The following is a 26,504-nucleotide window of genomic DNA, read 5'->3' as shown; positions in this document are numbered from 1 at the left end:
AATAATTTATGAGCGAATGCCTTGAACGATAGCACTATCAGTATCAATAATGGTTTGTATTATTTGCTGTAATAAATTGAGTGCCTGATCTCTTCCTTGAACATCACGATTAATTTGATCTAGATAGCTACTCATAACTGAATGCAAAACATTTTTAGCTTGCTCCGCAACCTCTTTTTCAGCACGAGTATATTCCGCAGCTACAGTTCCGCTTGATTGCAATGTACTGCCAAAAGCCTGAAAGAGATGATGAGAATTAGAAAGAGAATTATATCGACTAAATTTTTTATTATGACTGTCAATATGCTGTTTATCTGCAATTTGCTTATTGATACTGTCTTTTTCTTTTTCTAATTCTTCTAACGGTATTTTATTTTGGTCATTCTCAGTACTCTTATCTTCTGATAATTTATTATTTATTTCAGCAAGTCTAGCTTTTGCCTTTTTCACATCTTCATTTGTCTTTAATTTCTGTTGGTCTTCCGGTGTATCTGTTTTTTGTCCTTGGTTTGGATTAACATCATCTATTTTACCGGCGGGCTTTTTATATTCTGCATTCGCGACTACGCCAACTCCAATCACATTAACAATTGCGCCCGTTGTAGCACCAGCTAAATTTTCCCAAGAGGAGTTAATTGTTTCTTTACTCTGTAATTGGACAAGATCTTCAAAAAGGATGCTCATGCTAGCCTCGGCCTTGGCAGAGGCATTGTACATTGATGTAAAGACTCTTAAAAATTCCTCCATAATGTTCTGTTGTCTCATAGTCAAATTATCTAACATATCGAGAATGTTAAATGTTATGGTTTTCTCTGTTGACTTGGTAGACTGACAGGATGATTTTGTCGCTATGCCAGCGTTTTGAATTATATTATGTAATGTGTTATTAGCGTAATTAAGACCATCTAATACTTTACATTGTAGTTCGGGAGAAAGAGTACGGACAGAATCAATCAACCTAATAAATTTAGTGTTTGTATCAGTTTTAATATCATTAGGCACAAAACTTTGCAGTATTTTTTTATTTTGAGATACTCTTGTTTCATAACCAGGTTGTTCATCGAACGTTGTTTTATCGAGATTCTTATTATGAGCTGTATTGTTTATGTTGCTAATGTTATTGGGCATTTTTGAATCCTCTTATACGATAGAATGGGAAGCAAATTTCAAAGATTCAGTTCGGTGTTGCAATACACGCACCATCTGAGCTACCTCTTGTTCGACGGTTTTATCTATCCTTTGCATCACTGTAAGCATTTGTTCGCGTGTTTTTGATAAATTACTCATATCCTGCTGAAGAATTTCCATATTTGCGAAATCCTCAGAGGCATATACATTCATGGCTGATGTTGCTATTGAACATACTGATGCGCTGATTTGTTCAAGTCCTTTGGCTATTTTTGCGAATAATAATATCAACTTTGCTGATTCTGTTATTTTACTGCCTACCGCATCTAATGCGGACATGACTTTTTTTGAAACAGATTTAATGATGGTTTCTACTGTGGATTTTATACTCTTTGTTACTTCTTTTGTTATTTCTTCGGTGGCAGTCTTTGTTAGCGCCTTTACGAGTTCACTTATTGCGACAGAACAAATTATCGCTGCACCAATCATTAGTGTTACCATAACAATAGACGCGGCTGCAGTTGAGTATATATCTTGTACCAAATCAATAGTCGTTTGTTTGACACCCAAAACATCCAGAAGAGCGCAGATTGCTAGCAGCGTGGGATCATATTTTGAAATAATACCCGCAAGGCCTTCAGTAAGTTTTCCTAAAATCCATCCGGTAGCCGTGGTGCCCAGCGCGATTTGACAGGTGATATCAATACCTAATACCACTGCCCCCGCTATTCCTCCAATAAGTGCCACGGCTCCAGCTAAGCTTGCACCAGCACTTGGAATAGAAGCGACAATACCAACAACAATTAAGACTGCGCTTACGGCAAAGGTAACTACAGTTACACACTCATTAACTATTTTTAAAACTTTAGTCGTGGTAGTATATTTATGTGCTGTTTCATTGAGTTTATTTTCCCTGACATGGTTAATCTCTTTCATTACCTCAGATTGATTTTTAATCGATTCGCAATTGGTGTCCCCAATAACTTCCATTACTGAGGTAATCAATAGAATAAATGTGGCTGTCGCGTTTCTGTTTTTCTGGTTTTCCTGGGTCAAGTAAATATTGGTGGTGAAGTTATTATTCTGTTCTTGCTGTTGAATTTCGTCAAAAATTTCCATACTTTGGCCGATCGCAGCGTCAGCATCCATAATGGCTGTATTTAATGATTTCTCAGCTAACGATTTTTTTTGTAACGACAGCGTGAGTGTTTTTTCAGCCGCGTTTTTTTGCGTCAGTACTTTATTGTATTGTGGATCGTCTGGTTGCAGTTGCGACAACTCTTGATCCAATGTGTTGACTTTTTTTTCCAGCGATTGCACTCTTTTATCGACTGCATTGTAATTATTGTTGGCCTGATGCAGATTATCGTTGGCTTTTTGCGCTGAATCTAATGATGAGGTGTAGGCGTCGCTTAATTCACGAAAATTATTATGTGCCATTTCGTGTCGAAGCAGGGTGTTGTCCAGGTTATTATGCAAGCGTGTAGTAATATCCTGATCGGCAATGCCTGATAAATTACCCAAAATCATCGTCAGGCGGGCATCATTCGTCTTTGCTGCAGTGGCGTTATCAGAATCGGAAACCTGCATTGCAGGTAGAGCAAGCATAGGTTTGTTTTCAAGACGAGCGCGAATATCGTTATCAAGGGACTTCGGGTTTTTATTAAGCCGCATGGGATCAACTTGCGTTTTGCTGCTGTCCTGCAGTCTTTTTTCCTCATCGCTATATTGTGTACGCAATGTTTCGCTGATTTGTTCAAACGTGATCGTCTGTCCCGTAATCGGTGCCGACATAATTCACCTCCTTTTTAAGCTATCATCTGGCTTAATTAACTGTTTATTATTTAACTCATGGCAGATGTTTATTTCCATCTAAAATGGCATCAACGGGAAAATAAGCAATGTGTTTATTGTTATTCTTCTCATTTATTTTATTGGCATGGTTGTTTTTTAAATCAATTGTTGCTTCCTCTTTATATTTCTTGGTTGCTTCTTCAGGCGTAAAAGGAGATTTTTTTACGTTTATGTTCATTTTGCCGACTCACTCTGTTTGAACTTCCTCTTCGGAATTGGCTGTCAAGAGTTCAAGATAAGCATTAGCCATCTCTTTAACTTTTTCATTTTGACTGTAGGTTACGACTGTATTAAATAACTCCGTGGCCATTTTAATGTTTTTTAAGCCCATCTGGCATTGGCCCATATAATAAACCAAAGAGAAATCGTTATCGGGAGATAGCATCAAACAGATATGATACATGTCGAATGCCTTTTGATATTCTTTCTTCAACTGACAGACGGCGGCATATCCCTTTAAATAATTATAATTTTGGAAATCATAAATACAGAGAAATTTAAAAAAGAGTTCAGCTTCGTCAAGTCTTCCTTTTTCATAAAAGTTATAAGCGTAAGCATAAACGCCTTCAAGGGTATCCGGGGTTATGCCATGCAGTTCTGCAAGCGTTGCTCCCATACCTAGTGCACGTTCGAACTTACTGGCAATTTCTTTATTTTCTTCTAAATCCAGATTTGCGCTTTCCATCTCTACTCTCTCCTTTCGAACATTCTTTGTTCAGACTTCACCATTTTTTAGAGGGTGGTGATATCAAAATTCGCTCATTTTTATGCCCATCCGTTGGACTTCCTTTTCTGCATTAAAAACAAGTATTGTTTCAATGAGATAAGATTTTCTATGTGATGAAATGAAAATAATGTAGAGGGAATTTTATCCACAATCCTGATGAACGGGTTCAATTCTGATTGGAATTTGAAAAAGCAGGTGATTTACTGATGTGCGAGCGTACGTCAGTGGCTGCTGGCCTGAGCGCGGAGGTGTGCGAAATTCACATATCCGGGCATTCCACCTTACCCAGCGCTTCCCAGTAGTTATTCTGATTATTACGCTCCATCGCCACAATAGCTTCGCGGATATGTTGTTTGTTACTCTCATCAGACAACATTAATTTTTCCCACGCTTCGTCTGATAATGACGCCTGTGGCGTGCAAATTTTACGTAAATCTTGCAATACCGTGGTCTTTTCTTTTGCCGACTGTAGAGAACTGAATGGCGACTCGGCCTGAGAAATGGCTGGGAAAGTCAGGAATACGGTAATCATGAGTAGCATCGTTGGCTTCATAGCTGCAACCTTCTGCAAATGTGCATCGAATGAAGCATAAGTGTAGTTTGCTTTTGCCGCTCTCATCATGCTGTACGAAAGGTGTTTGCGTGGTCAGTAAGAAGTGCCAGTTTTATATACCTTTTTCTTCTATTCGATAGCTTTTCGTTTTTTAAATCGTAGTGATCTTGCCATTATAGTCAGTTAACGATTAAAAAAAGGATAAAAAATGAAACTGACAACACATCATCTACGGGCGGGGGCCGCATTATTACTGGCAGGAATTCTGCTGGCAGGTTGCGACCAGAGCAGCAGCGATGAAAAGCACATTAAAGTGGGCGTTATTAATGGCGCAGAACAAGATGTCGCGGAAGTCGCTAAAAAGGTGGCAAAAGAGAAATATGGCCTCGATGTTGAACTGGTAGGATTTAGCGGTTCGTTGCTACCGAACGATGCGACAAATCATGGCGAGCTTGATGCGAACGTCTTCCAGCATCGACCCTTTCTTGAACAAGATAATCAGGCGCATGGTTATAAACTGGTAGCGGTGGGAAATACATTTGTCTTCCCCATGGCGGGTTATTCCAAAAAAATCAAAACCGTGGCGCAAATAAAAGAAGGCGCGACAGTGGCGATCCCCAACGACCCGACCAACCTTGGTCGCGCGCTTTTACTGTTGCAAAAAGAGAAGCTAATTACTCTGAAAGAGGGAAAAGGGTTACTACCTACCGCGCTGGATATAACCGAGAATCCTCGTCATTTGCAGATTATGGAACTCGAGGGGGCGCAGCTCCCGCGCGTACTGGATGATCCCAAAGTTGATGTGGCGATTATCAGCACCACTTACATTCAGCAGACCGGGCTTTCTCCGGTGCACGACAGCGTATTTATTGAAGATAAGAATTCGCCGTATGTGAATATTCTGGTGGCACGGGAAGATAATAAGAATGCAGAAAACGTGAAGGAATTTCTGCAATCTTATCAATCGCCCGAAGTCGCTAAAGCGGCAGAAACCATCTTTAACGGTGGCGCGGTGCCTGGCTGGTAATTCTCACTCATGCCGCGCCGGACGATTTATTTTTCTGGCGCGGCGACGGGAATCCATTGAAATCAAAATCACCGATGACAGAATCAGCAGTGTGCCCAGCCAGTCCGGCAATGTGAACGTGATCCCCAGCAACAGCAAAGAGAGCAGCGCGCTACTTAATGGTTCTGCACAGCTCAAAATGCTGGCTTTTGGCCCGCCAATGAGCTGTGCGCCTTTCAGATATAGACTAAAGGTTAGCGAAGTTCCGATGACCACCAAATAAAAAAACGCCAGAATCAAACTGCCATTAACCACAAAATTTGTCCCTTGTCTGGCATAAAATGGCAGCAGGATCAGACCACCAATGAGCATACTCCAGCCGACGACCGGTAACGTGCCATAGCGGGCAATCAGCGTTGAGGGATAGGTGGTATAGAATGCAGCAGCAAATGCCGAGGCAATGCCCCAGAATAACGCGGCCGGAGAGATCGATAATGACGTCGGATTACCGTGTGTCACCAATAAAAAAGTCCCGATCAACGATGTCAAAATAGCGCAAAAAACCAGAATGCCCGGGCGGGATTTACGCACCAGTGAGAACCAGGCGACGATAATCGTCGGTGAGAGGAATTGCAGCACCGTTGCCGTGGCAGCATTCGATTTTTCAATGGTTAGCAAAAAAGTGAGCTGTACGGTTAGCGCGCCAACCACGGAAAAAATCAGTAGACTAATGGCATCTTTGTGATTGTTAATAATAGAAAAGATTTTATCGCCATGCACAAATGACAGCGTCAGCAGAATCAAACCGGCGAATATCAAACGCGTCATAGTCAAAAACTGCGACGACATCTGGCTTTGCTCCATGATGTATTGCGCGCAGACCCCTGAACTTCCCCACAACACGGCGGCAATCAGAACGTTCAGCATCCCCTTTCTGGTGGAACCCATTTTTCCCTCTGCATACTGTTTTGTCGTTTATGTATGCAGGCATGATAGCAAAAATGGCGAGGATGGCTCTGTTTGCGCCACGCCGATTTTTCTTAGCTCAGACTGGTGAGCTAAATATCTTTAATAAACAGTAGGCAAATCATCGCAATACCCAACATCCCTATCGCCAGCCAGAACAACGCGTGGTAGCTCCAGATTTCAACCATAATTCCGTCAACAGAGCCGGCGATAATCCAGCCGACGCGTGAGGTATTTGCATATAACGTTGTCGCAGAGCCTATTTTTTCAGGCATCAGATCCTGAAAATAAAGCATGCCGATACCACAGAGAATACCAAGGAAAATGGCATTTAGAATTTGCAATTCCAGCTCAACTGCCGGAGTCGTCGCCATGAGTACGCTGGCGTAAAAACACATACCACTCACGATAGCAATGAGCATTAATAGTCGCTTGCCAATACGTTTCATGTAATAGCCTGCGATTAACATCATCGGAATTTCCAGACCGGCAGCAATACCAATCATTTCTCCAGCCAGTTTATCGGTTAGATGCAGTTCATCAATAATAAATAGCGGCATATTTATCATGTAGAGATTATTCGCCGCCCACATCATTGAACAGACTACAAAAAGTAGCCGTGTATCCCGCTTTCTATGGATGGAGGGTAAAATTTCTACGGGTTGGGTAACGACAGGAATATTTCTTTGTATTGATGGCAAAAACAACCAGACTATCAGCCCGCAAATAACAAATGCGATGGCAGCGGTGAGATACATCACTTTAAAACTAAATCCCATTGCCAGCTCATAAGCGAGCGGTGGCCCGATAACCCAGGCAAGCGAGATCTGAGCACGTAAAAATGTACTGAACATGACCGTCTCACGGCCTGTTCTGTCGGCGTGTTCACGGGCGAGGGCGAACATTTGCGGGTTTGCAGTGGAAGCAAAACTACTCAGAAGTACGCCCGTAGAGAGGAGAATGAAGTAGTTGCGATTCCACGCAAAAAGAGTGCAGGCCAACACTCCAAATAAGCAACATAGCAGGATCAGTAATTTACGGTCGCCTTGTTTATCGGAGTGCCTTGCCAGAAATTGACTGACCAGAATTCCCATAATAGCGCTACCGGTGAAGAAAAAACCTACCATTATAGGACGGGCTTTCAGTTCATCTGCGAGGAATATACTTAGGGTGGGAGTCTGGAGAGCGCCCGCAATACCAGTCAGAAAGGCGACAAGTAAAAATGCCGCGGCAGTGAGATCAAGTATTTTTGATGGAGTGGTAGCCATTTTTTGCATTCTTCTGAATCACCGGGCGACAAAATATAACTGAGTTACAAATAAGTACCAGTCGAATGAGTATTATATTAAGAATTTTTGAGTATCGCTGATACAACCAGAAAACAATGCTAGCGCAATATTATAGGGCCAGCAATTGAGATTATTAGCAAAAGCATGTTAAGAATTAATCACCGAATTTATATATTAATTATAGTAAGGCAATGAGCTATTTTTGATAGTAAAAATAAAACAAGTTTAATTGATATATTAAATGAAAAAATTAATCTTGATGGCAGTCTGATTATTGGTGAAGTTTATAGGTCAGTTTTTTTCGCCAGCGGTTAAAGGAATAGAATCGTCGTATAAAAAAAGGGTGTTTTGGGGCGTGTAAAACAACATCTTCACCTTAATGGCGATACAGTTGGCTGAGAGTCAGCAGGGGGCAAATCACCTGCAAATAAACACGGCGCATGCTGGCGCGAATATCGCGGATGCGTTCGAGGACAGAAGAACCGACAGGCGGATTCTTCAGTCGCTCATCGTCCATCACAAAACCTTTGATCAGGTATTCCTGAAGCCGATTAAATATTGAGCAGTAGAAAATATCTGGATTGACTGTATTACAAGGGGTTGGAGAACGTCAGTAGAGGCAAATTGGCGGAAGATCACAGGAGTCGAACCTGCCCGGGACCGCTGGCGGCCCCAACTGGATTTGAAGTCCAGCCGCCTCACCGGAGACGACGATCTTCCGCGCCTCGATTGCTACATGGAGGCGGGGCGCATTATAGCTACTTCCTTGAGTTTCTACATCCCCCAGATCAGTTTTTTCCGCTTAATACATGCAGCGTATTATCACGAAAGCATTATAGTTCATATAAAACCCATACTTTACAATGATATATGAGCGTAATTTACGCTACCACGATCACATAAAACAAGAATCATAAATTAATAACCAGATATCGGAATATTCGCTCTCACAGGGATGGTTTACAAAATGCGTTATCGGTCTCAGCACCCCTATAGCATCAAGGAAAAGCAGATGAAGAGTGAAGTGTTGTCCGTTAAAGAGAAAATTGGTTATGGCATGGGAGACGCCGCCAGCCACATTATTTTCGATAACGTAATGTTATATATGATGTTCTTTTATACCGATATTTTTGGCATTCCTGCCGGATTTGTCGGAACCATGTTTTTGGTCGCTCGTGCACTGGATGCGATTTCCGATCCTTGCATGGGGTTGTTGGCCGATCGAACGCGCTCTCGCTGGGGTAAATTTCGTCCATGGGTACTGTTTGGCGCACTGCCATTCGGGATCGTCTGTGTACTGGCCTATAGCACGCCAGATCTCAGTATGAACGGAAAAATGATTTATGCAGCAATTACTTACACCCTACTTACCTTACTTTATACCGTCGTCAATATCCCTTACTGCGCATTGGGTGGTGTAATCACCAATGACCTGACTCAGCGTATCTCGCTGCAATCCTGGCGTTTTGTGCTGGCGACCGCGGGAGGCATGCTCTCTACTGTGCTGATGATGCCGCTGGTTAATTTAATTGGTGGTGATAATAAACCACTCGGTTTCCAGGGCGGTATCGCGGTCCTTTCCGTGGTGGCATTTATGATGCTGGCATTTTGTTTCTTCACCACTAAAGAACGCGTTGAAGCACCACCTACAACGACGTCTATGCGGGAAGATTTACGTGATATCTGGCAAAACGACCAGTGGCGTATTGTCGGTTTCCTGACCATTTTCAATATTCTGGCGGTGTGCGTACGCGGCGGGGCGATGATGTATTACGTCACATGGATTTTGGGTACGCCGGAAGTGTTTGTCGCTTTTCTTACCACTTATTGCGTGGGTAACCTGATTGGTTCCGCACTGGCGAAACCGCTGACCGACTGGAAATGTAAAGTCACTATCTTCTGGTGGACGAACGCCCTGCTGGCAGTGATTAGCCTGGCGATGTTCTTTGTTCCTATGCAGGCCAGCATCACCATGTTTGTCTTCATCTTCGTGATTGGTGTGTTGCATCAACTGGTGACACCTATCCAGTGGGTAATGATGTCCGATACCGTCGACTACGGCGAGTGGTGCAATGGTAAACGCCTTACCGGGATCAGTTTTGCTGGCACGTTGTTTGTGCTCAAACTGGGGTTGGCCTTCGGCGGCGCTCTTATCGGCTGGATGCTGGCTTATGGCGGATATGATGCGGCAGAAAAAGCGCAGAACAGCGCCACGATTAGCATCATTATCGCGCTATTCACGATTGTTCCGGCGATCTGTTACTTGCTGAGCGCGATTATCGCTAAACGCTACTACTCACTCACGATGCACAATCTGAAAACCGTTATGGAACAGCTGGCCCAGGGCAAACGCCGTTGCCAGCAACAATTCACCTCTCAAGAAGTGCAGAACTAAGGAACGGCAATGAAAATTAGCGACGGAAACTGGTTGATTCAACCTGGCCTCAATTTGATTCACCCGCTTCAGGTGTTCGAGGTTGAACAGCAGGGTAATGAAATGGTGGTCTATGCTGCCCCCCGTGATGTGCGTGAACGTACCTGGCAGCTTGATACGCCTTTATTTACGCTGCGCTTTTTCTCCCCACAGGAAGGTATTGTCGGTGTACGGATTGAGCATTTTCAGGGGGCGCTGAATAACGGTCCTCATTACCCGCTCAATATTTTGCAGGACGTGAAGGTCACAATCGAAAACACAGAACGTTACGCTGAGTTTAAAAGTGGCAACTTAAGTGCGCGTGTCAGCAAAGGTGAGTTCTGGTCACTGGATTTTCTGCGCAACGGCGAACGTATTACCGGTAGTCAGGTGAAAAATAATGGCTACGTGCAGGACACGAATAATCAACGAAATTATATGTTTGAGCGGCTGGATCTTGGCGTTGGCGAAACAGTTTACGGTCTGGGAGAGCGCTTTACTGCCCTGGTGCGCAATGGCCAGACGGTAGAGACCTGGAACCGGGACGGCGGCACAAGTACTGAACAGGCGTATAAAAATATCCCGTTCTATATGACTAACCGTGGTTATGGTGTACTGGTCAATCATCCCCAATGCGTCTCTTTTGAAGTGGGATCGGAGAAAGTCTCCAAAGTGCAGTTCAGCGTTGAGAGTGAATATCTCGAATACTTTGTTATCGACGGCCCGACGCCGAAAGCGGTACTTGATCGTTATACCCGTTTTACTGGTCGTCCGGCGCTGCCGCCCGCGTGGTCCTTCGGCCTGTGGCTAACCACTTCATTTACCACCAACTACGACGAAGCGACGGTAAACAGCTTTATCGATGGTATGGCGGAACGCAATCTGCCGCTGCATGTTTTCCACTTTGACTGTTTCTGGATGAAAGCCTTCCAGTGGTGCGATTTTGAGTGGGACCCGCTGACTTTCCCGGACCCGGAAGGGATGATCCGCCGCCTGAAAGCGAAAGGGCTAAAAATCTGCGTCTGGATTAACCCCTATATCGGGCAAAAATCCCCTGTCTTTAAAGAGTTACAAGAGAAAGGTTATTTACTCAAACGCCCGGACGGTTCGCTGTGGCAGTGGGATAAATGGCAGCCAGGTCTGGCGATTTATGACTTTACCAATCCGGATGCCTGCAAATGGTACGCCGACAAACTGAAAGGTCTGGTCGCGATGGGCGTTGATTGCTTTAAGACCGACTTTGGCGAACGTATACCAACCGATGTTCAGTGGTTTGACGGTTCCGATCCGCAGAAAATGCATAACCATTATGCGTACATCTACAACGAACTGGTGTGGAACGTGCTCAAGGAAACCGTTGGCGAGGAAGAAGCCGTCTTGTTTGCCCGCTCGGCCTCCGTCGGTGCGCAGAAATTCCCGGTACATTGGGGTGGCGACTGTTACGCTAACTACGAATCAATGGCGGAAAGCCTGCGCGGTGGTTTGTCTATTGGCCTTTCTGGTTTTGGCTTCTGGAGCCACGATATCGGCGGCTTTGAGAATACCGCTCCGGCGCACGTTTACAAACGCTGGTGCGCGTTTGGTTTGCTCTCCAGCCATAGCCGTTTACACGGCAGCAAATCTTATCGTGTGCCGTGGGCCTATGATGATGAGTCCTGTGATGTGGTGCGCTTCTTCACGCAACTGAAATGCCGCATGATGCCGTATCTGTATCGTGAGGCTGCTCGTGCGAACGCGCGGGGTACGCCGATGATGCGGGCCATGATGATGGAGTTTCCGGACGATCCGGCTTGTGATTACCTTGACCGTCAATACATGTTAGGCGACAACGTGATGGTTGCTCCAGTGTTCACTGAATCGGGCGATGTGCAGTTCTACTTGCCGGAAGGTCGCTGGACACACCTGTGGCACAACGATGAACTCGATGGTAGTCGCTGGCATAAACAGCAGCACGGCTTTCTGAGTCTGCCCGTTTATGTGCGTGATAACACCCTACTGGCGCTGGGCAACAACGAGCAACGTCCCGATTACGCGTGGCACGAAGGCATGGCATTCCAGCTCTTTAATCTGCAAGACGGGCATGAAGCCATCTGTGAAGTGCCCGCTGCCGATGGTTCCGTTCTTTTCACCCTGAAAGCGGCGCGTACTGGCAACACAATTACTGTGAATGGTGCGGGCGTGGCGAAGAACTGGACGCTGTGCTTGCGCAATGTTGTGAAAGTAAATGGTCTGCAAGGCGGTTCGCAGGCTGAAAGTGAGCAGGGGCTGGTGGTGACGCCTCAAGGGAATGCGCTGACAATTACGTTGTAATCTATTGAAGAATGCCGGATACGAATGGTTTTGTGTCGTATCCGGTAAATAATCTCACATCTGGTAATAAATATTTCTTCCATCGTATTTGCGAGCATGATCACGATTATTCATCGCGAAAATGTGATCTGTGCTGAAAAATATCCCTTAACCGCCTTGCTTTGTTTTATCACTGTCCGGATTACGGACAGATTTTAGTATTGTTGTGAAATTATTCTGCTTTATATTTACCCTCAGAGATGGCAACTGAAGCTCTTCCTCATGGGGCTTCTTAATCTGTGATAAGGGTAAAAAATGCAAATGATTACCTCGCGACAAAACAGATTATTACGATTCCTTCTACCACGAAGGGAATATACGGCTATTGTTACGATTGCCGGCTATTTAAATGTTTCGGAAAAAACCATTCAACGTGATTTACGTTTACTTGAGCAATGGCTGGGGCAATGGAGAATAAATGTTGAGAAGCGTGCTGGCGCGGGAGTGATGTTAAGCGCGGAGAATATTGCTGATTTGCTGCATCTTGATCATTTGTTGGTGGCAGAATGTGAAGAGATCGATGGTGTAATGAATAATGCCAGGCGCGTTAAAATAGCGTCGCAGTTATTAAGTGAAACACCGAATGAAACGTCGATCAGTAAATTGTCAGAACGCTACTTTATCAGCGGAGCCTCTATTGTTAATGACCTGAGAGTAATTGAGTCCTGGCTTGCGCCGTTGGGGTTATCGTTGATCCGCAGCCCAAGTGGTACGCATATTGAAGGTAGTGAAGGGCAAGTCCGACAGGCAATGGCATTACTGATTAACGGCATTATTAACCATAATGAGCCGCAAGGTGTCGTGTATTCACGTCTGGATCCCGGAAGCTATAAAGCATTAGTCCATTATTTTGGAGAGGAAGAAGTGTTATTTGTCCAGTCATTGTTACTGGATATGGAAAATGAATTAAGTTGGTCTTTGGGAGAACCTTATTACGTTAACATTTTTACTCACATCCTTATTATGATGTATCGCAACACGCACGGGAATGCGTTATCAAGAGAAGAAGATCAAACCAGGCAATATGATGAAAATATCTTTAATGTTGCCAGTCAGATGATTCATAAGATAGAACAACGAATTGCACATACATTGCCAGATGATGAAGTCTGGTTTATTTATCAATATATCATTTCATCAGGTGTGGCGATTGATGGACAAAAAGATGTTAGCATTATTTCACATATGCAGGCCAGCAATGAAGCGCGTCTGATTACCTGGCGTTTAATTACGGTATTCAGTGACATCGTGGACTGCGATTTTAGTGAAGACAGCGCATTATATGATGGCTTGTTGGTTCATATTAAGCCGCTGATTAACCGTTTAAATTATCGCATTCATATCCGTAATCCATTGCTGGAAGATATTAAAGCAGAATTAGCGGATGTCTGGCGGTTGACGCAATATGTGGTGAATCAGGTATTTAAAACCTGGGGTGAGAATGCAGTGAGCGAGGATGAAGTGGGTTACCTGACCGTTCATTTTCAGGCTGCGATGGAGCGGCAAATTGCCCGTAAACGTGTATTACTGGTCTGTTCAACCGGAATCGGAACTTCGCATCTACTGAAAAGCCGTATTCTGCGAGCATTTCCTGAATGGACGATTGTTGATGTTATTTCAGCAGCGAATTTATCACAGGTTTTGCCTGACAATATCGAACTGATTATTTCGACCATTAATTTGCCTACAGTCACTATGCCGGTCGCTTATGTTACCGCTTTTTTTAATGATGCCGATATTAAGCGGGTCACTGAAATGGTGATTACGGAAAAATTACATCATGCGACGTCTCGGGTCGTTGAAATTTAATGTCAGAATTTTATGAGGTATGACGAATGGACATAACAAAAATCCTGAATACGAATCGCGTTATTTTAGATATGCAAGCGACGAATAAAGCGGAGGCGATTGAAGAATTAACTAATCTTCTCAAAAAAGATGGTGCGATCGATTGTCGGGAAACCTTTATTAAAGATGTCTGGCAGCGCGAAGCGGAAGGCTCGACTGGTTTTGAAAATCATATTGCGATCCCGCATGGTAAATCTTCAGCTGTGATTAATACTACGCTGGCAATTGGCCGTACCCGGCAGGATATTCCCTGGGAAACGCTGGATGGCAGTAGCGTGCGCTGTATTATTTTATTTGCGGTACGTCTTGAAGATCAAAATACCACCCATATCCGTTTACTTTCCCAGGTCGCGGGCGCGCTGGCGGATGATGACATCATAGAACAATTGTTAGTTGAGACGAGTCCGCAAAAAATCATTGATCTCTTTAGTCAGTATGCACAATCCGATGTCTGCTAAATAACAGTGAGTATGTCATGAATATTGTCTGTGTTGCCGCCTGTACGGCGGGTATTGCTCATACCTATATTGCTCGTGAAAAGTTAATCAAAGGAGCAAAAGCTCTGGGCCATACCATTAAAGTTGAAACCCAGGGAACCATTGGTACAGAAAATGAATTACAGGCGGCAGATATCTCTGCTGCTGACGTCGTGATTCTTGCTGTAGATGTGAAAATAAAAGGAGAAGAACGCTTCACCAATAAACGTATTGTGCGAGTAAAGACAGAGATCGTCATTAAATCGCCCGTTCAATTTCTTGAAAAGGTCGAAAAATCACTGGGAAACAAATGATCCTTATACTGGAGGGATCTTAATATGAAAGACAATAAAATTCCGGTTTCACAGGAAATTAAAAAACATTTATTAACCGGCATCTCGTGGATGATACCCCTTATTGTGGCCGCCGGGATATGTATTGCGTTGGGGCAAGTTCTTGGCGGTACAGATGTTGGTGAAAAAACAGGAACAATCCCGTGGATGCTTAATCAGATTGGCGGCTGGGGAATGGGGCTGATTGTGCCGCTGATTAGCGCGGCAATTGCCTATTCTATTGCCGATCGTCCCGGATTTGCCCCGGGCCTGATTGTCGGCTTTCTCTGCGGGCAAATCCATACCGGATTTATTGGCGGTATGTTGGGTGGTTTCCTGGTGGGCTACACCATTTTGCTACTTAAACGCTATATCCGCCTGCCGCAGTCGATGCAAGGACTCATGCCAATCATGGTGTTGCCGGTATTAAGCACCATTATCGGTGGGCTGTTAATGATGACGCTGATTGGTAAACCCATCGCCTGGTTACAAGAAGCACTGATTCATTTGCTCGAGTCGATGCAGGGCGGATCGCGCTTCCTGATGGGGGCCATACTTGGCGCGATGGCAACCTTCGATTTCGGTGGTCCGGTAAATAAAACAATGTCGTTGTTTTCCGATGGCTTGCTGGTCAGCGGCGTCTACGGGCCAGAAGCCGTGAAATTTGTCGGCTCAATCATCCCTCCGTTTGGCATCACACTTTCGTTCTTACTGACACGCCATAAATACACCCGTGCGGAGCGCGAGGCGCTGAAAGCCGCGTTTCCGATGGGGATCTGCATGATCACTGAAGGAGTCATTCCGATCGCCGCGCGTGACCTGCTGCGAGTAGTGGGATCTTGTGTGGTGGCATCGGCGGTCGCGGGCGGCTTAATCATGGTGTGGGGCGTGGAGAGTCCGGTTCCGCATGGCGGCCTGTTTGTTGTGCCTCTGTTCACCCATCCTCTGCTGTTTTGCCTGGCGCTGGGTATAGGCACGGTGATTTGTGGCGTGATGCTTTCACTCTGGAAGAAACCGGTAACGGAACGTGACGAAGAGTTTGACGAACTGAGCGATCAAAAGCTGAAAGATGAAGAGATCACTTTCACCCTCGAATAACCGGAGGCCCTATGTTTGCCGATATGAAAAGTATGGTGATGAAAGCCTGGCATGAACATTACGCCTTGCTGGCGATCAACTGTATGAATCTGGAAAGTGCTCACGCAGCTATCCGCGTGGCGGAGAAGCATCGTGCGCCGATCATTCTCAATCTCTATCAGGGGCATCTGGCGCATTTTCCTGCACCCGTCGCGGCGGCAGTGGTTAAAACGCTCGCGGAATCTGCCTCAGTACCGGTCGCTCTGGCGCTTGATCATGGCAAAAATCCGGACTGTATTCGTCAGGCGTTTCGTGCTGGTTTCAGCGGATTAATGATTGATGCTTCTGCTTTTCCCCTGGAGGAAAACGTGCGCCAGACCAGGGCGGTGGTGGAACTCGCCGCCAGCGCGCAGCTCTGCGTGGAAGGCGAACTGGGCCATCTGGCAGATGCGCCGCGTTACGACCAGGCCACCAATGCCGACCTGATGACGCAACCCACTGATGTGGAACCGTTTATCGCGCAGACAGGCATTGATCTACTGGCCGTCTCGGTAGGCACGGCGCACGGCATGTACGCGCCTGGTGTTGTACCTGCTATTGATTTTCAGCGTCTGGCGGAGATTTTCCACTGCTCGAGCGTGCCTCTGGCATTACATGGCGGTAGCGGTACGCCGTTCGATCAGCTCCAGCTCTGTACGACGCTGGGGGTAGCAAAAATCAACGTGGGGGCGGCCATTTTTGAACGGGGGAAATCCGCGCTCCTGCATACCCTCTGTCACGATATATCCATTGAACTGGTGGACGCGCTGAAAGCTATGGAACTGGCCTTCGAAGAAGCGATTACACCGTATTTACAGGCGAGCGGCTCTATCGGCAAAGCCTGATTTATTTTCTGTCATGGCCTTTATGCCAGTGCAATAACGCACCGGCAGGGCGGACTACACGCTGAAACTGGAGATTTAACATGTTAGTTTCGATGAAAGAATTACTGCAACCTACCCGCCAGCACGGCTTTGCCATTGGCGCATTTAATGTGGCGGATAACTGTTTCCTTCGCGCAGTCGTGGATGAAGCAGAAGCGACAAATACTCCGGCGATTATTGCCATCCATCCCAGCGAACATGATTTTGTGGGCGATGCCTTTTTCGCTCACATTCGCGAAATTACCCAGCGTAGTCCGGTCCCGTTTGTACTGCACCTCGATCATGGCGCCTCTGTAGAGCATGTTTTGCGTGCGATTCGCTGCGGATTTACCTCAGTAATGATCGACGGTTCGCTGCTGCCGTATGAAGAAAACGTGGCGCTGACCGCAGAAGTGGTTCGCCTCGCTCACGCGGTTGGAGTATCGGTTGAGGGTGAACTGGGAACCATCGGACAAACAGGAACGTCGGTAGAAGGTGGTGTTTCACAAGTGACCTACACAGATCCGGCGCAGGCCGCCGATTTTATTGCTCGTACAGGTGCCGACACACTGGCTGTGGCGATTGGTACAGCGCATGGCATCTATCCAAAAGGGATGCAGCCGAAGCTGCAAATGGACATTTTGCGCGACATTGCCGGGCGCATTGATATTCCATTGGTGTTGCACGGTGGTTCGGCAAATCCGGACGCGGAGATTGCTGAATCCGTTACGCTCGGCGTCGGCAAAATCAATATCTCCAGCGATATGAAATACGCCTATTTCCAGAAAGTGCGTGAAATTCTCGCTAAAGAGAGCTGGTGGGACCCGAACGTCATCTATCCGGATGCGATTAGCGCGGCGCGGGAAGTCATTCGCCACAAAATGAAACTGTTCGGTTCGCTCGGTAAAGCATCACTGTACTAAGCCAGAAGGGCGGGGTGACCCGCCTTTTACGCAACAAGGAACGAGATATGCACTATCTGGGGTTGGATATTGGTGGGACCAAAATCGCCGCCGTCGTCATGGATGCGCATGGCTGGGAGATTCGCCGTTACCGCTGCCCGACGCAAAAGTCGACATATCAACAATTTGTCTCATGCGTTGTGGCGCTTATCGAGCAGATTAGGCGGGACGTTCAACGACCGATGCTGACAGGGATCGCCTTACCCGGCAGTATCTCGCCACTCACTGGCCTGATTAAAAATGCGAATATTCAGGTGATTAACGGTCATGCGTTACAGGCTGATTTGCAGCAATTGCTTGGGCAACCGGTGGTGATAGCCAATGATGGTAACAGTTTCGCGCTATCAGAAGCTTGCGACGGTGCCGGGCAAGATTATGACGTGGTATTTGGTATTACGCTTGGCACGGGCTGCGGCGGTGGCATTGCCATCAAGCAACGACCGTTTATAGGGGCCTGGGGAAATGCTGCCGAATGCGGTCATATCACGTTGCCAGGCTATACGGAGCAGGAAGATGGTCCATCAGTCAGTTGCTATTGCGGCAAACACAACTGCGTGGAGTCGTTTATTTCCGGCAGCGGTTTTAGTGAACGCTATCAACAGATGACTGGTAACTTGCTCACTCCTGCGGCGATTGTCACCCTGGCACAACGTGGTGATGCTTGTGCCATGCAGCAGGTGGCACGTTTTCGCCAACAGCTTGCCCGCACGCTGGCAACCATCGTTAACGTTGTTGACCCTGGCGTGATTGTGATCGGCGGCGGGCTTTCGAATGTGGAACTGCTTATCACCGATCTGAACGCAGAAGTTGCTCCACTGGTTTTCACCGATCAATTCACCACTCCCATTGTAAAAGCACAGCACGGCGACAGTAGCGGAATGCGTGGCGCTGCCTGGCTTGCTATGCGCAACGGAGAAGCCAATGAAACGCTCACAAATTAATTATGTTATTGATAAAGCACATGCCATTGCGCAGACCTTCCGCGTTTGTTTGCCAGAGTTCGCCTATTTTACGGTGGATGACTGGCTGCAGCGGGAACGGGATAACTGGCAAGAAGTAGTCGACTTACAGCTCGGTTGGGATATCACCGATTTTGGTCGTGGTGATTTCAACCAAACGGGACTAACATTGCTAACGATGCGCAACGGCGCGCTGGGGTCGGCGGCATATCCAAAACCGTATGCTGAGAAAATGTTGCAGATCCAACAAGATCAGCAGACTCCCTGGCATTTTCACACCCACAAAATGGAAGATATCCTCAATCGGGGCGGTGGAGACTTATGCATGCAGTTGGCCTGGGCCAACGAAGCCAATCTCTGTGATGATCAACGAGTCATTACCGTGAACGTTGATGGTCAGCGGCGTACCATGAAACCTGGTGAAACGCTGGTGTTAAAGCCGGGGCAGGGCATTTGCCTGCCGCCGCGTCTGTATCATCGCTTCTGGGCGGAAAAAGCGTTTGTTCTCGGCTGGGAAATTTCGATGGTAAATGATGACCAACACGATAATTATTTTCTTGAGCCGGGAGGACGTTTTCCGGCGATAGAAGAAGATGAACCGGTGAAATGGTTATTGTGCAGTGAGTATGGAATTTTGCGCTAATAACGGGGAACGCTAGCGCTGATATCCGCTAGCGTCCTTATTTTTACTGCACCGGCTCCGTCGACGTAACTTCACCACTGGAAACGACGCCCGCATTCATGGTCTGGGTCACTTGCTGTTTCTCGGCGTTCACGGCATGCAATTGCCCGTTAACCGTGGGTTTTAGCGGTGCATTGGCCTGAATATCGCCGCTGGCGGTGAGCTGAATATTGCCGTCGCCAGTCAACGGTAACTCAGGCCATCCCCACTGTTGCAGAATATTCACCGGCACACCGCGTCCGTTCAGGCTGATATGGGTCTGACGTTGTGGCGTTTGTGAAACACTGGCGGTGGCTTCCAGAATACCTTTTTCGGTAAATGCGCTCAGTTCGCTGATATTTACCGTACTGCTATTGGCAGTCAGCGCCAGCGACGGGCGACGGACATCAACACGATTGAACGTCGCGGCGGCGGCATTCAGATTCACCGAACCACTCCAGACGCCCCATTTATGATCGGTAACCAGCGTCAGATTGGCACCGTAACCATCGAGCGCGGTGAGCTGCCACGGGAAGTCAGGGTCGATATCAATGATCAGATTGCGGCTGGCGCTAAATCTCTTCAGTTGCAGGTTGTTTAACCAACCGGGTGTCGTTTCCATCCACAACTGTTGCCAGTTTTTTGGCAAGGTATATTCCAGTCCGGCAATTGCCGCATCATCAAGGATCAACATTTTCCCGTCACGCAACCAGTTCCCTGACGTTCTGACTATGCCCCCTTCCCAGCGGCTGGTGAACTGGCGCAGTGCTACGCCCTGCGGGGAAAATTCCGCGTTTATAATCGGGTCAAATAAATGCAGCGAACCATAAATAAACTCGCTGGCGTTCATCGACAGTTTGCCTTCCTGTGTCTGCCAGTCATCTTTACTGAAGGTCATGTTGCGCAAGCTGAGATCGAGGTCGGTCACCGCCCAGTCCGGACCTTGCAGACGAGCGTCAATGACTTCCAGGCGACCAATCTGCAACGACGGGACAGAGCGCAATGGTGCAAAGAAGTCAGTTAGCGATTTTTCGCTTTGTAGACGGATATCCGCCAGGCGCAGATTTTCCACCTGCCAGCTGCCGTCGGCGTTACGCTGCGCGTTTCCGGTTAATGTCCCGCGGGCGATGTCGGCACCCAGATTAGTCAGCGTAACGCGATCGTTATCAATACTGCCTTCAATCAGTACATTAGTTGCAGGAACATTATTGAGCGAAAGCGATCCGGCGCTGAATTGAATTTGCGCCTTCGTACCCAGCACTTTACCGGCTTCTGGTGACCACGGAACCACGCCGCCATTTACCCGTTGCGCGCTCAGTTTCCATTCGCTATTCGGGCTATTAAACGCCATATCACGCAGTTGCAGACGATCGGCTTTGAACGGCAGCGGCGCGGTCTGGTCGGTGAGATTCAGCGTCCCGTTTTCCAGCAGGATGGTATCGACATGGCGTGGTTCGGTCAGTTGCCGACTGCTTAGCGCAATGTCGACACTTTTTGCCACCAGGGTAGCGGGCTGACCATCACGACCAAACGTGACGTTCTCCAGTACGATATGAGATGGCGCAGAAAAGCGATGATCCATCGCCCCGAAGGCCAGATGATAGTCGCTATTATCGGAAACCCATGCGCTGATATGTTCTGCTCCCCAGCGGGTTTGCAGAAGGAAATAGAGGCCAGCGATCACCACTAACAGAGCGATGAGAATGTAGAGAAGCAGCTTCCCAATAAATTTCATGGTCTTCCATCCCGTGAAATGCACATAAGGGAGTTATGCACGATTTACGCGCAATCCTCAAGGCGGGAATGGTGAAAGAGGTGAGACTGCGGCGGTAATTATCTTACCGCCGCCAGTGAATTACTGTTTTTCTGGTGGGAAAATCAGATTCAGCACGATGGCAGTAATACCGCCCGCGGCGATTCCGGAGGAGAGCAGGTTTTTCAGCCATTCAGGGGCAAACTGCAAAATCAGCGGCTGCTGAGACACGCCCAGACCGACCGCCAGCGACAGCGCGATAATCAGAATCGCCCGACGGTTCAGCGGCTCACGAGAAACGATACGCACACCGGAGGCGGCGATGGTGCCAAACATCACAAGCGTAGCGCCACCCAGAACCGGTTCTGGAATGTGTTGTACAAAACCACTCACTGCCGGGAACAGGCCCAGCACGATCAACATCAGTGCGACGACAAAACCGACATAGCGGCTGGCAACTCCGGTCAACTGGATCACTCCGTTGTTCTGTCCGAAGCAGGAGTTAGGGAAGGTGTTAAACACCGCCGAGACAAACGAGTTCAGGCCGTTTGCCAGCACGCCGCCTTTCAGGCGTTTCATGTACAGCGGACCGGACACTGGCTGTTCGGAAACGTCAGAGGTCGCCGTGATATCGCCAATGGTTTCCAGCGAAGTGATCATAAAGACCAGCATCAGCGGTAGCAGCAGACTCCATTCAATGCCAAGACCGTAATAGAGCGGCGTTGGCACCATAATCAGTTCTTGCGTCATCGGTTCGTTGCTTTCTGGCAACATGCCCATAAACCACGCCAGCGCATATCCGGCCGCCATCGCAATCACCAGTGAGGCCACGCGCAAATATGGGTTACGTTGACGGTTAAGCAGGATAATTAAGGCCAAGACCACGCCTGCCAGCAACAGATTTTTCGGTGCGCCGAAGGTGTTATCGCTCATGGCTGCGTAACCGCCGCCAATGGATGTTAGCCCAACCTGAATCAGCGACAGGCCGATAATCATCACCACAACGCCAGAAACCAGCGGCGTAATAATGCGGCGCGCCAGATGCAGAACACGGGAGATCACCATCTCGGTGCAACTTGCCAGCATCAGCGTGCCGAACAAAGCCGCCATCATGGTAGGAACATCAGCACCACCAGTCTTAAGCGCTGTACCGCCCATAATCAGCGGGGCAACAAAGTTGAAGCTGGTGCCCTGAATAGACAACAGCCCGGAGCCAACCGGACCCCAGGCCTTAATTTGAATAATCGACGCCACACCGGAGGCAAACAGCGACATACTAATAATGTGTTGCGTGTCTTGTGCCGGTAAACCCAGCGCCTGGCAGATTAATAGCGCTGGCGTGATCACCGCAACGAACATCGCCAGCAGATGCTGACAGGCGGCAAACAGAGTTTGAGGAAGCGGCGGACGATCTTCAAGACGGTAAATCAGTTCGCTGTTTTGAGTCTGCGCAACCGGTTGCGCATTTTCTGACTCGAGGGTGGAAACAGACATCGAAAACAATCCCGTGGTAGCAAAGCGGGCATTTTAGCTGACCGAAAGAGAAAAGCAAACGTTTGCCACGGGCTCTGCTAAATATTTAAATGAGATAAATGCACTTTTTTATATAACTTTTGGTATTTTTCTGCTTAAAATCCATGCCATTTGTTCATTAACAGCTGAGAATTTGACCCAGGAAAGCATAACTCGATACCCGTCATATTTCATGAAGTTGCCACTGCGCGATGAAGTATGACGAGTATGAAAGAGTGATGCGGATACAAAGGAGTAACTATGTTTCATCTCGATACTTTAGCAACGCTTGTTGCTGCAACGCTGACGTTGCTGCTCGGGCGTAAGTTGGTCCATTCCGTCTCCTTTTTGAAGAAATACACCATACCGGAACCTGTTGCGGGTGGTTTGTTGGTGGCGCTGGCGCTACTGGTACTGAAAAAAAGCATGGGCTGGGAAGTCAACTTTGATATGTCCCTGCGCGATCCGTTAATGCTGGCTTTCTTCGCCACCATTGGCCTGAACGCCAACCTTGCCAGTCTGCGCGCTGGTGGGCGTGTGGTTGGTATTTTCCTGATTGTGGTTGTTGGCCTATTGGTGATGCAAAATGCCATTGGCATTGGTATGGCTAGCCTGTTAGGGCTTGATCCACTGATGGGGCTGCTGGCCGGATCTATTACGCTTTCGGGCGGTCACGGTACGGGTGCTGCCTGGAGTAAATTGTTCATTGAACGTTATGGCTTCACCAATGCGACGGAAGTGGCGATGGCCTGTGCAACGTTTGGTCTGGTGCTGGGCGGCTTGATTGGCGGTCCGGTGGCGCGCTATCTGGTGAAACACTCCACCACACCGAACGGTATTCCGGATGACCAGGAAGTCCCGACGGCGTTCGAAAAGCCGGATGTGGGCCGCATGATCACCTCGCTGGTGCTGATTGAAACTATCGCGCTGATTGCTATCTGCCTGACGGTGGGGAAAATTGTTGCGCAACTTTTGGCTGGCACTGCTTTTGAACTGCCGACCTTCGTCTGTGTACTGTTTGTTGGCGTGATTCTGAGCAACGGTCTGTCAATGATGGGCTTTTACCGCGTCTTTGAGCGTGCGGTATCCGTGCTTGGTAACGTAAGCCTGTCGTTGTTCCTGGCGATGGCGCTGATGGGGCTGAAACTATGGGAGCTGGCTTCGCTGGCGCTGCCGATGCTGGCGATTCTGGTGGTACAGACCATCTTCATGGCGTTGTATGCCATCTTCGTTACCTGGCGCATGATGGGCAAAAACTACGATGCGGCGGTGCTGGCTGCGGGTCACTGTGGTTTTGGCCTTGGTGCAACGCCAACGGCAATCGCCAACATGCAAGCAATCACCGAACGTTTTGGCCCGTCGCACATGGCGTTCCTGGTCGTGCCGATGGTTGGTGCGTTCTTTATTGATATCGTTAACGCGCTGGTGATTAAACTGTATTTGATGTTGCCGATTTTTGCGGGTTAACCGATGAAGCGGCGGTAGAAGTGCCGCCGCAACAAAGACAAAAGCCTGATATGCTTCGCTTATCATGCCTGCGCATTGATTCACAATTTATTGAATTTGTAGTTTTTTTAGGACGGATAAGGCGTTCACGCCGCATCCTACAGGAAGGTAGGGTAACCTGAAATGGCGGTTTCTCACCGCCGCCTTTTACGCATTTGAGTAACGTTCCGTTTCTGGCATCCAGCGTTCTATCAGGGCTTTTGCCTGCTGTGGGTAACGTTCGTGAATATGGCGTGCCAGGCGCTGAACTTCCGGGATCATCGCCTGATCGCGCAGCAAATCCGCCACTTTAAATTCAGCATTACCCGTCTGACGCGTGCCTAACAATTCGCCAGGGCCGCGAATCTCCAGATCTTTTTGTGCAATCACAAAACCGTCGTTGCTGTCGCGTAGCACTTGCAGGCGGATTTGCGCGTTTTTGGAGAGCGGCGTTTTGTAGAGCAGCACACAGTGAGAAGCCACCGCGCCACGACCCACGCGGCCACGCAGCTGGTGGAGTTGCGCAAGGCCCAGACGCTCCGGGTTTTCGATAATCATCAGGCTGGCGTTGGGCACATCAACGCCGACTTCAATAACGGTCGTGGCAACCAGCAGGTGTAACTCGCCTTGTTTAAATGATGCCATGACGGCCTGCTTCTCGGCTGGCTTCATCCGTCCGTGTACCAGGCCAATATTCAACTCTGGTAGCGCCAGTTTCAACTCTTCCCACGTGGCTTCTGCTGCCTGCGCTTCCAGTAACTCTGACTCTTCAATCAACGTACAAACCCAGTACGCCTGACGACCTTCAGTCATGCAGGCGTGGCGCACGCGGTCGATAATGTCGTTGCGGCGGGTATCCGGGATAGCCACCGTCGTCACAGGCGTACGACCTGGCGGTAACTCATCAATGACCGAGGTATCGAGATCGGCATATGCAGTCATCGCCAACGTGCGGGGGATCGGCGTAGCGGTCATGATCAACTGATGCGGATGGAAACCCTGCTGCTGGCCTTTCTCCCATAACGCCAGACGCTGATGCACACCAAAACGGTGCTGTTCGTCGATGATCACCAGCGCCAGGCCATTAAACTGCACCTGTTCCTGGAAGATGGCGTGCGTACCAACAATCATCTGCACCTGACCGCTGGCGATGGCTTCTTGCTGTGCCAGTCGTGCTTTACCTTTCTGTTTACCGGCGAGCCAGCCCACTTCGATACCGAGCGGAGCAAACCAGTTACGGAAGTTATTGGCGTGCTGCTCGGCGAGTAATTCGGTTGGTGCCATCAATGCCACCTGTTTGCCGTGCGCAATCGCACGCAACGCGGCGAGGGCGGCGACCAGCGTTTTACCGGAACCTACATCGCCCTGCACCAGGCGCATCATCGGCACATCCAGCGCCATATCGCGCTCGATCTCCGCCACCACGCGTGCCTGTGCGCCCGTTGGCTTGAACGGTAAGGCTGCGAGGAGTTTATTTTTCAGCGCGTCATTGGCGCTCAGCGGCTGGGCATGAAAACGCTGTGCTCCGGCACGTAAGGCTAACATGCTGAGGTTGTGCGCCAGCAACTCTTCCAGAATCAGCCGGCGTTGTGCCGGATGCTGCCCGGTTTCGAGATCGCTAAGCTGTAGCGTCGGCGGCGGGCGGTGCAAAGTGCGCAACGCTTCCGGTAGCGTCATCATTCCTTGTGACAGTTCCGGCGGCAGGAGTTCTTCAATGGCGCAGGTGTCGAGCAGATCCAGCGCCTGGTCGGTTAATTTACGCAGCGTGGCCTGCTTTATGCCTTCCGTAGTTGGGTAAACCGGCGTTAGCGTTTCCTGCAACTCTGGCATACTGAGATCTCCCTGCACGCGGTATTCCGGGTGGATCATCTCCGCACCATATTTACCGCGCTTTGCTTCGCCATAGGCCAGCACGCGGCGGCCAGTCGCCAGGCTATTTTTCATTGCCGCGTTGAAGTTGAAAAAGCGCATGGTGAGAATGCCGGAACCGTCGCTGATCTGGCAGGTCATCATCCGCCGACCGCCGAAAGAGATATTGCAATTCAGCACTTCGCCTTCCACCGTGGCATAAACGCCCGGCAGTAGTTCACCGATGGGGTAGAGATGGGTGCGATCTTCGTAGCGCAGAGGAAGGTGTAAGAGTAAATCCTGCACGGTATGCAGATTGATTTTCGCCAGCTTATTACTTTGCGCCGCGCCAACGCCCGTTAGCGAACTGAGCGGAACAGCATCTAACAGGCGACCTTTCATGG

General features: G+C 48.2%; 22 protein-coding genes, 1 tRNA gene and 1 pseudogene. 12 read left to right on the top strand and 12 right to left on the bottom strand.

Going from position 1 to position 26,504, the window contains the following annotated elements:
• Window positions 1-6 precede the first annotated feature (6 nt).
• The 5 genes from ATB02_RS12930 to yicS all read right to left on the bottom strand — a co-directional run bounded on the left by ATB02_RS12930 (window position 7) and on the right by yicS (window position 4,262).
• Window positions 7-1,128, bottom strand: coding sequence for a hypothetical protein (locus tag ATB02_RS12930; RefSeq protein ID WP_105271696.1), 1,122 nt, complete (start codon window positions 1,126-1,128; stop codon window positions 7-9).
• Window positions 1,129-1,140: 12 nt separating this feature from the next.
• A complete protein-coding gene (locus tag ATB02_RS12925; protein WP_105271695.1) occupies window positions 1,141-2,922 on the bottom strand; it encodes a YopB/SseC family type III secretion system translocon subunit in 1,782 nt (593 codons plus the stop codon).
• A 55-nt stretch (window positions 2,923-2,977) separates the two neighbouring features.
• The gene (locus ATB02_RS12920; protein ID WP_103253760.1) at window positions 2,978-3,160 is read right to left on the bottom strand and encodes a hypothetical protein; all 183 of its coding nucleotides are present in this window, start codon (window positions 3,158-3,160) and stop codon (window positions 2,978-2,980) included.
• Between the two features lie 9 nt (window positions 3,161-3,169).
• Entirely contained in the window at window positions 3,170-3,667 is a 498-nt protein-coding gene (locus tag ATB02_RS12915) for a SycD/LcrH family type III secretion system chaperone (protein WP_088541990.1), read from the bottom strand.
• A gap of 301 nt (window positions 3,668-3,968) precedes the next feature.
• Window positions 3,969-4,262, bottom strand: a complete 294-nt coding sequence (gene yicS, locus ATB02_RS12910; RefSeq protein ID WP_001306625.1) for a protein YicS — start codon at window positions 4,260-4,262, stop codon at window positions 3,969-3,971.
• A gap of 208 nt (window positions 4,263-4,470) precedes the next feature.
• On the opposite strand from yicS, the gene nlpA reads away from it, so the two are divergent.
• Window positions 4,471-5,289 (top strand): lipoprotein NlpA, encoded by an 819-nt coding sequence (gene nlpA, locus ATB02_RS12905; RefSeq protein WP_000779407.1) that lies wholly within the window; start codon window positions 4,471-4,473, stop codon window positions 5,287-5,289.
• Between the two features lie 3 nt (window positions 5,290-5,292).
• On the opposite strand, the gene ATB02_RS12900 is transcribed toward nlpA, so the two are convergent.
• The 4 genes and pseudogenes from ATB02_RS12900 to ATB02_RS12885 form a co-directional block, all read right to left on the bottom strand.
• Window positions 5,293-6,216, bottom strand: a complete 924-nt coding sequence (locus tag ATB02_RS12900) for a carboxylate/amino acid/amine transporter (RefSeq protein ID WP_000535950.1) — start codon at window positions 6,214-6,216, stop codon at window positions 5,293-5,295.
• A 110-nt stretch (window positions 6,217-6,326) separates the two neighbouring features.
• Window positions 6,327-7,511, bottom strand: coding sequence for a sugar efflux transporter (locus ATB02_RS12895; RefSeq protein WP_001355051.1), 1,185 nt, complete (start codon window positions 7,509-7,511; stop codon window positions 6,327-6,329).
• Between the two features lie 430 nt (window positions 7,512-7,941).
• Window positions 7,942-8,070 (bottom strand): annotated as a pseudogene (gene rhuM / locus ATB02_RS12890) (RhuM family protein); the annotation flags it as partial.
• Window positions 8,071-8,148: 78 nt separating this feature from the next.
• Window positions 8,149-8,243, bottom strand: a tRNA-Sec gene (locus ATB02_RS12885).
• 292 nt (window positions 8,244-8,535) lie between these two features.
• Between ATB02_RS12885 and ATB02_RS12880 the strand changes: the two genes are divergently transcribed.
• The 10 genes from ATB02_RS12880 (at window position 8,536) to ATB02_RS12835 (ending at window position 19,484) form a co-directional block, all read left to right on the top strand.
• Window positions 8,536-9,918, top strand: coding sequence for a glycoside-pentoside-hexuronide family transporter (locus ATB02_RS12880; RefSeq protein ID WP_105271694.1), 1,383 nt, complete (start codon window positions 8,536-8,538; stop codon window positions 9,916-9,918).
• 9 nt (window positions 9,919-9,927) lie between these two features.
• Window positions 9,928-12,246, top strand: a complete 2,319-nt coding sequence (yicI, locus tag ATB02_RS12875) for an alpha-xylosidase (protein WP_105271693.1) — start codon at window positions 9,928-9,930, stop codon at window positions 12,244-12,246.
• A gap of 294 nt (window positions 12,247-12,540) precedes the next feature.
• The gene (locus ATB02_RS12870; protein ID WP_105271692.1) at window positions 12,541-14,094 is read left to right on the top strand and encodes a BglG family transcription antiterminator; all 1,554 of its coding nucleotides are present in this window, start codon (window positions 12,541-12,543) and stop codon (window positions 14,092-14,094) included.
• Window positions 14,095-14,120: 26 nt separating this feature from the next.
• A complete protein-coding gene (locus ATB02_RS12865; protein ID WP_000355546.1) occupies window positions 14,121-14,591 on the top strand; it encodes a PTS sugar transporter subunit IIA in 471 nt (156 codons plus the stop codon).
• Between the two features lie 17 nt (window positions 14,592-14,608).
• The gene (locus ATB02_RS12860) at window positions 14,609-14,923 is read left to right on the top strand and encodes a PTS fructose transporter subunit IIB (RefSeq protein ID WP_001028073.1); all 315 of its coding nucleotides are present in this window, start codon (window positions 14,609-14,611) and stop codon (window positions 14,921-14,923) included.
• Window positions 14,924-14,947: 24 nt separating this feature from the next.
• Window positions 14,948-16,039 (top strand): PTS fructose transporter subunit IIC, encoded by a 1,092-nt coding sequence (locus tag ATB02_RS12855; RefSeq protein ID WP_032185491.1) that lies wholly within the window; start codon window positions 14,948-14,950, stop codon window positions 16,037-16,039.
• Window positions 16,040-16,050: 11 nt separating this feature from the next.
• Window positions 16,051-16,902: a class II fructose-bisphosphate aldolase gene (locus tag ATB02_RS12850; protein ID WP_105271691.1), complete on the top strand. Its 852-nt coding sequence runs from the start codon at window positions 16,051-16,053 to the stop codon at window positions 16,900-16,902.
• Between the two features lie 80 nt (window positions 16,903-16,982).
• A complete protein-coding gene (locus tag ATB02_RS12845) occupies window positions 16,983-17,843 on the top strand; it encodes a ketose-bisphosphate aldolase (protein ID WP_105271690.1) in 861 nt (286 codons plus the stop codon).
• 47 nt (window positions 17,844-17,890) lie between these two features.
• Window positions 17,891-18,823, top strand: coding sequence for an ROK family protein (locus tag ATB02_RS12840; protein ID WP_105271689.1), 933 nt, complete (start codon window positions 17,891-17,893; stop codon window positions 18,821-18,823).
• Entirely contained in the window at window positions 18,804-19,484 is a 681-nt protein-coding gene (locus ATB02_RS12835) for a D-lyxose/D-mannose family sugar isomerase (protein ID WP_088541994.1), read from the top strand. Before ATB02_RS12840 ends, ATB02_RS12835 begins: the two co-directional genes overlap by 20 nt.
• A 43-nt stretch (window positions 19,485-19,527) precedes the next feature.
• Here the strand turns inward: ATB02_RS12835 and ATB02_RS12830 are convergent, their stop codons facing one another.
• Window positions 19,528-21,237: an AsmA family protein gene (locus ATB02_RS12830; protein WP_105271688.1), complete on the bottom strand. Its 1,710-nt coding sequence runs from the start codon at window positions 21,235-21,237 to the stop codon at window positions 19,528-19,530.
• Between the two features lie 120 nt (window positions 21,238-21,357).
• Window positions 21,358-22,749 carry a xanthine/proton symporter XanP gene (gene xanP / locus ATB02_RS12825; RefSeq protein WP_001295238.1) on the bottom strand — a complete coding sequence of 464 codons (1,392 nt, stop codon included), beginning with the start codon at window positions 22,747-22,749 and terminating at the stop codon, window positions 21,358-21,360.
• A gap of 279 nt (window positions 22,750-23,028) precedes the next feature.
• Between xanP and gltS the strand changes: the two genes are divergently transcribed.
• Entirely contained in the window at window positions 23,029-24,234 is a 1,206-nt protein-coding gene (gene gltS, locus ATB02_RS12820; protein WP_000468837.1) for a sodium/glutamate symporter, read from the top strand.
• Between the two features lie 186 nt (window positions 24,235-24,420).
• Here the strand turns inward: gltS and recG are convergent, their stop codons facing one another.
• Window positions 24,421-26,502: an ATP-dependent DNA helicase RecG gene (gene recG, locus ATB02_RS12815; RefSeq protein ID WP_105271687.1), complete on the bottom strand. Its 2,082-nt coding sequence runs from the start codon at window positions 26,500-26,502 to the stop codon at window positions 24,421-24,423.
• Window positions 26,503-26,504 lie beyond the last annotated feature (2 nt).

It is taken from the genome of Escherichia sp. MOD1-EC5189 (genome assembly GCF_002966045.1).
In the GTDB taxonomy this organism is placed as follows: Bacteria; Pseudomonadota; Gammaproteobacteria; order Enterobacterales; family Enterobacteriaceae; genus Escherichia; species Escherichia coli_F.
This window is presented reverse-complemented; position numbering and strand designations above follow the sequence as displayed.

Bases quoted from the DNA above. Each gene is read 5' to 3' on its own strand.
- yicI (WP_105271693.1), top strand. From the start codon at position 9,928: ATGAAAATTAGCGACGGAAACTGGTTGATTCAACCTGGCCTCAATTTG.
- recG (WP_105271687.1), bottom strand. From the start codon at position 26,502: ATGAAAGGTCGCCTGTTAGATGCTGTTCCGCTCAGTTCGCTAACGGGC.
- ATB02_RS12840 (WP_105271689.1), top strand. From the start codon at position 17,891: ATGCACTATCTGGGGTTGGATATTGGTGGGACCAAAATCGCCGCCGTC.
- nlpA (WP_000779407.1), top strand. From the start codon at position 4,471: ATGAAACTGACAACACATCATCTACGGGCGGGGGCCGCATTATTACTG.
- ATB02_RS12925 (WP_105271695.1), bottom strand. From the start codon at position 2,922: ATGTCGGCACCGATTACGGGACAGACGATCACGTTTGAACAAATCAGC.
- ATB02_RS12895 (WP_001355051.1), bottom strand. From the start codon at position 7,511: ATGCAAAAAATGGCTACCACTCCATCAAAAATACTTGATCTCACTGCC.
- xanP (WP_001295238.1), bottom strand. From the start codon at position 22,749: ATGTCTGTTTCCACCCTCGAGTCAGAAAATGCGCAACCGGTTGCGCAG.
- ATB02_RS12830 (WP_105271688.1), bottom strand. From the start codon at position 21,237: ATGAAATTTATTGGGAAGCTGCTTCTCTACATTCTCATCGCTCTGTTA.
- ATB02_RS12930 (WP_105271696.1), bottom strand. From the start codon at position 1,128: ATGCCCAATAACATTAGCAACATAAACAATACAGCTCATAATAAGAAT.
- ATB02_RS12920 (WP_103253760.1), bottom strand. From the start codon at position 3,160: ATGAACATAAACGTAAAAAAATCTCCTTTTACGCCTGAAGAAGCAACC.
- ATB02_RS12880 (WP_105271694.1), top strand. From the start codon at position 8,536: ATGAAGAGTGAAGTGTTGTCCGTTAAAGAGAAAATTGGTTATGGCATG.
- ATB02_RS12870 (WP_105271692.1), top strand. From the start codon at position 12,541: ATGCAAATGATTACCTCGCGACAAAACAGATTATTACGATTCCTTCTA.
- ATB02_RS12915 (WP_088541990.1), bottom strand. From the start codon at position 3,667: ATGGAAAGCGCAAATCTGGATTTAGAAGAAAATAAAGAAATTGCCAGT.
- ATB02_RS12845 (WP_105271690.1), top strand. From the start codon at position 16,983: ATGTTAGTTTCGATGAAAGAATTACTGCAACCTACCCGCCAGCACGGC.
- ATB02_RS12865 (WP_000355546.1), top strand. From the start codon at position 14,121: ATGGACATAACAAAAATCCTGAATACGAATCGCGTTATTTTAGATATG.
- ATB02_RS12850 (WP_105271691.1), top strand. From the start codon at position 16,051: ATGTTTGCCGATATGAAAAGTATGGTGATGAAAGCCTGGCATGAACAT.
- ATB02_RS12855 (WP_032185491.1), top strand. From the start codon at position 14,948: ATGAAAGACAATAAAATTCCGGTTTCACAGGAAATTAAAAAACATTTA.
- ATB02_RS12860 (WP_001028073.1), top strand. From the start codon at position 14,609: ATGAATATTGTCTGTGTTGCCGCCTGTACGGCGGGTATTGCTCATACC.
- ATB02_RS12835 (WP_088541994.1), top strand. From the start codon at position 18,804: ATGAAACGCTCACAAATTAATTATGTTATTGATAAAGCACATGCCATT.
- gltS (WP_000468837.1), top strand. From the start codon at position 23,029: ATGTTTCATCTCGATACTTTAGCAACGCTTGTTGCTGCAACGCTGACG.
- ATB02_RS12900 (WP_000535950.1), bottom strand. From the start codon at position 6,216: ATGGGTTCCACCAGAAAGGGGATGCTGAACGTTCTGATTGCCGCCGTG.
- yicS (WP_001306625.1), bottom strand. From the start codon at position 4,262: ATGAAGCCAACGATGCTACTCATGATTACCGTATTCCTGACTTTCCCA.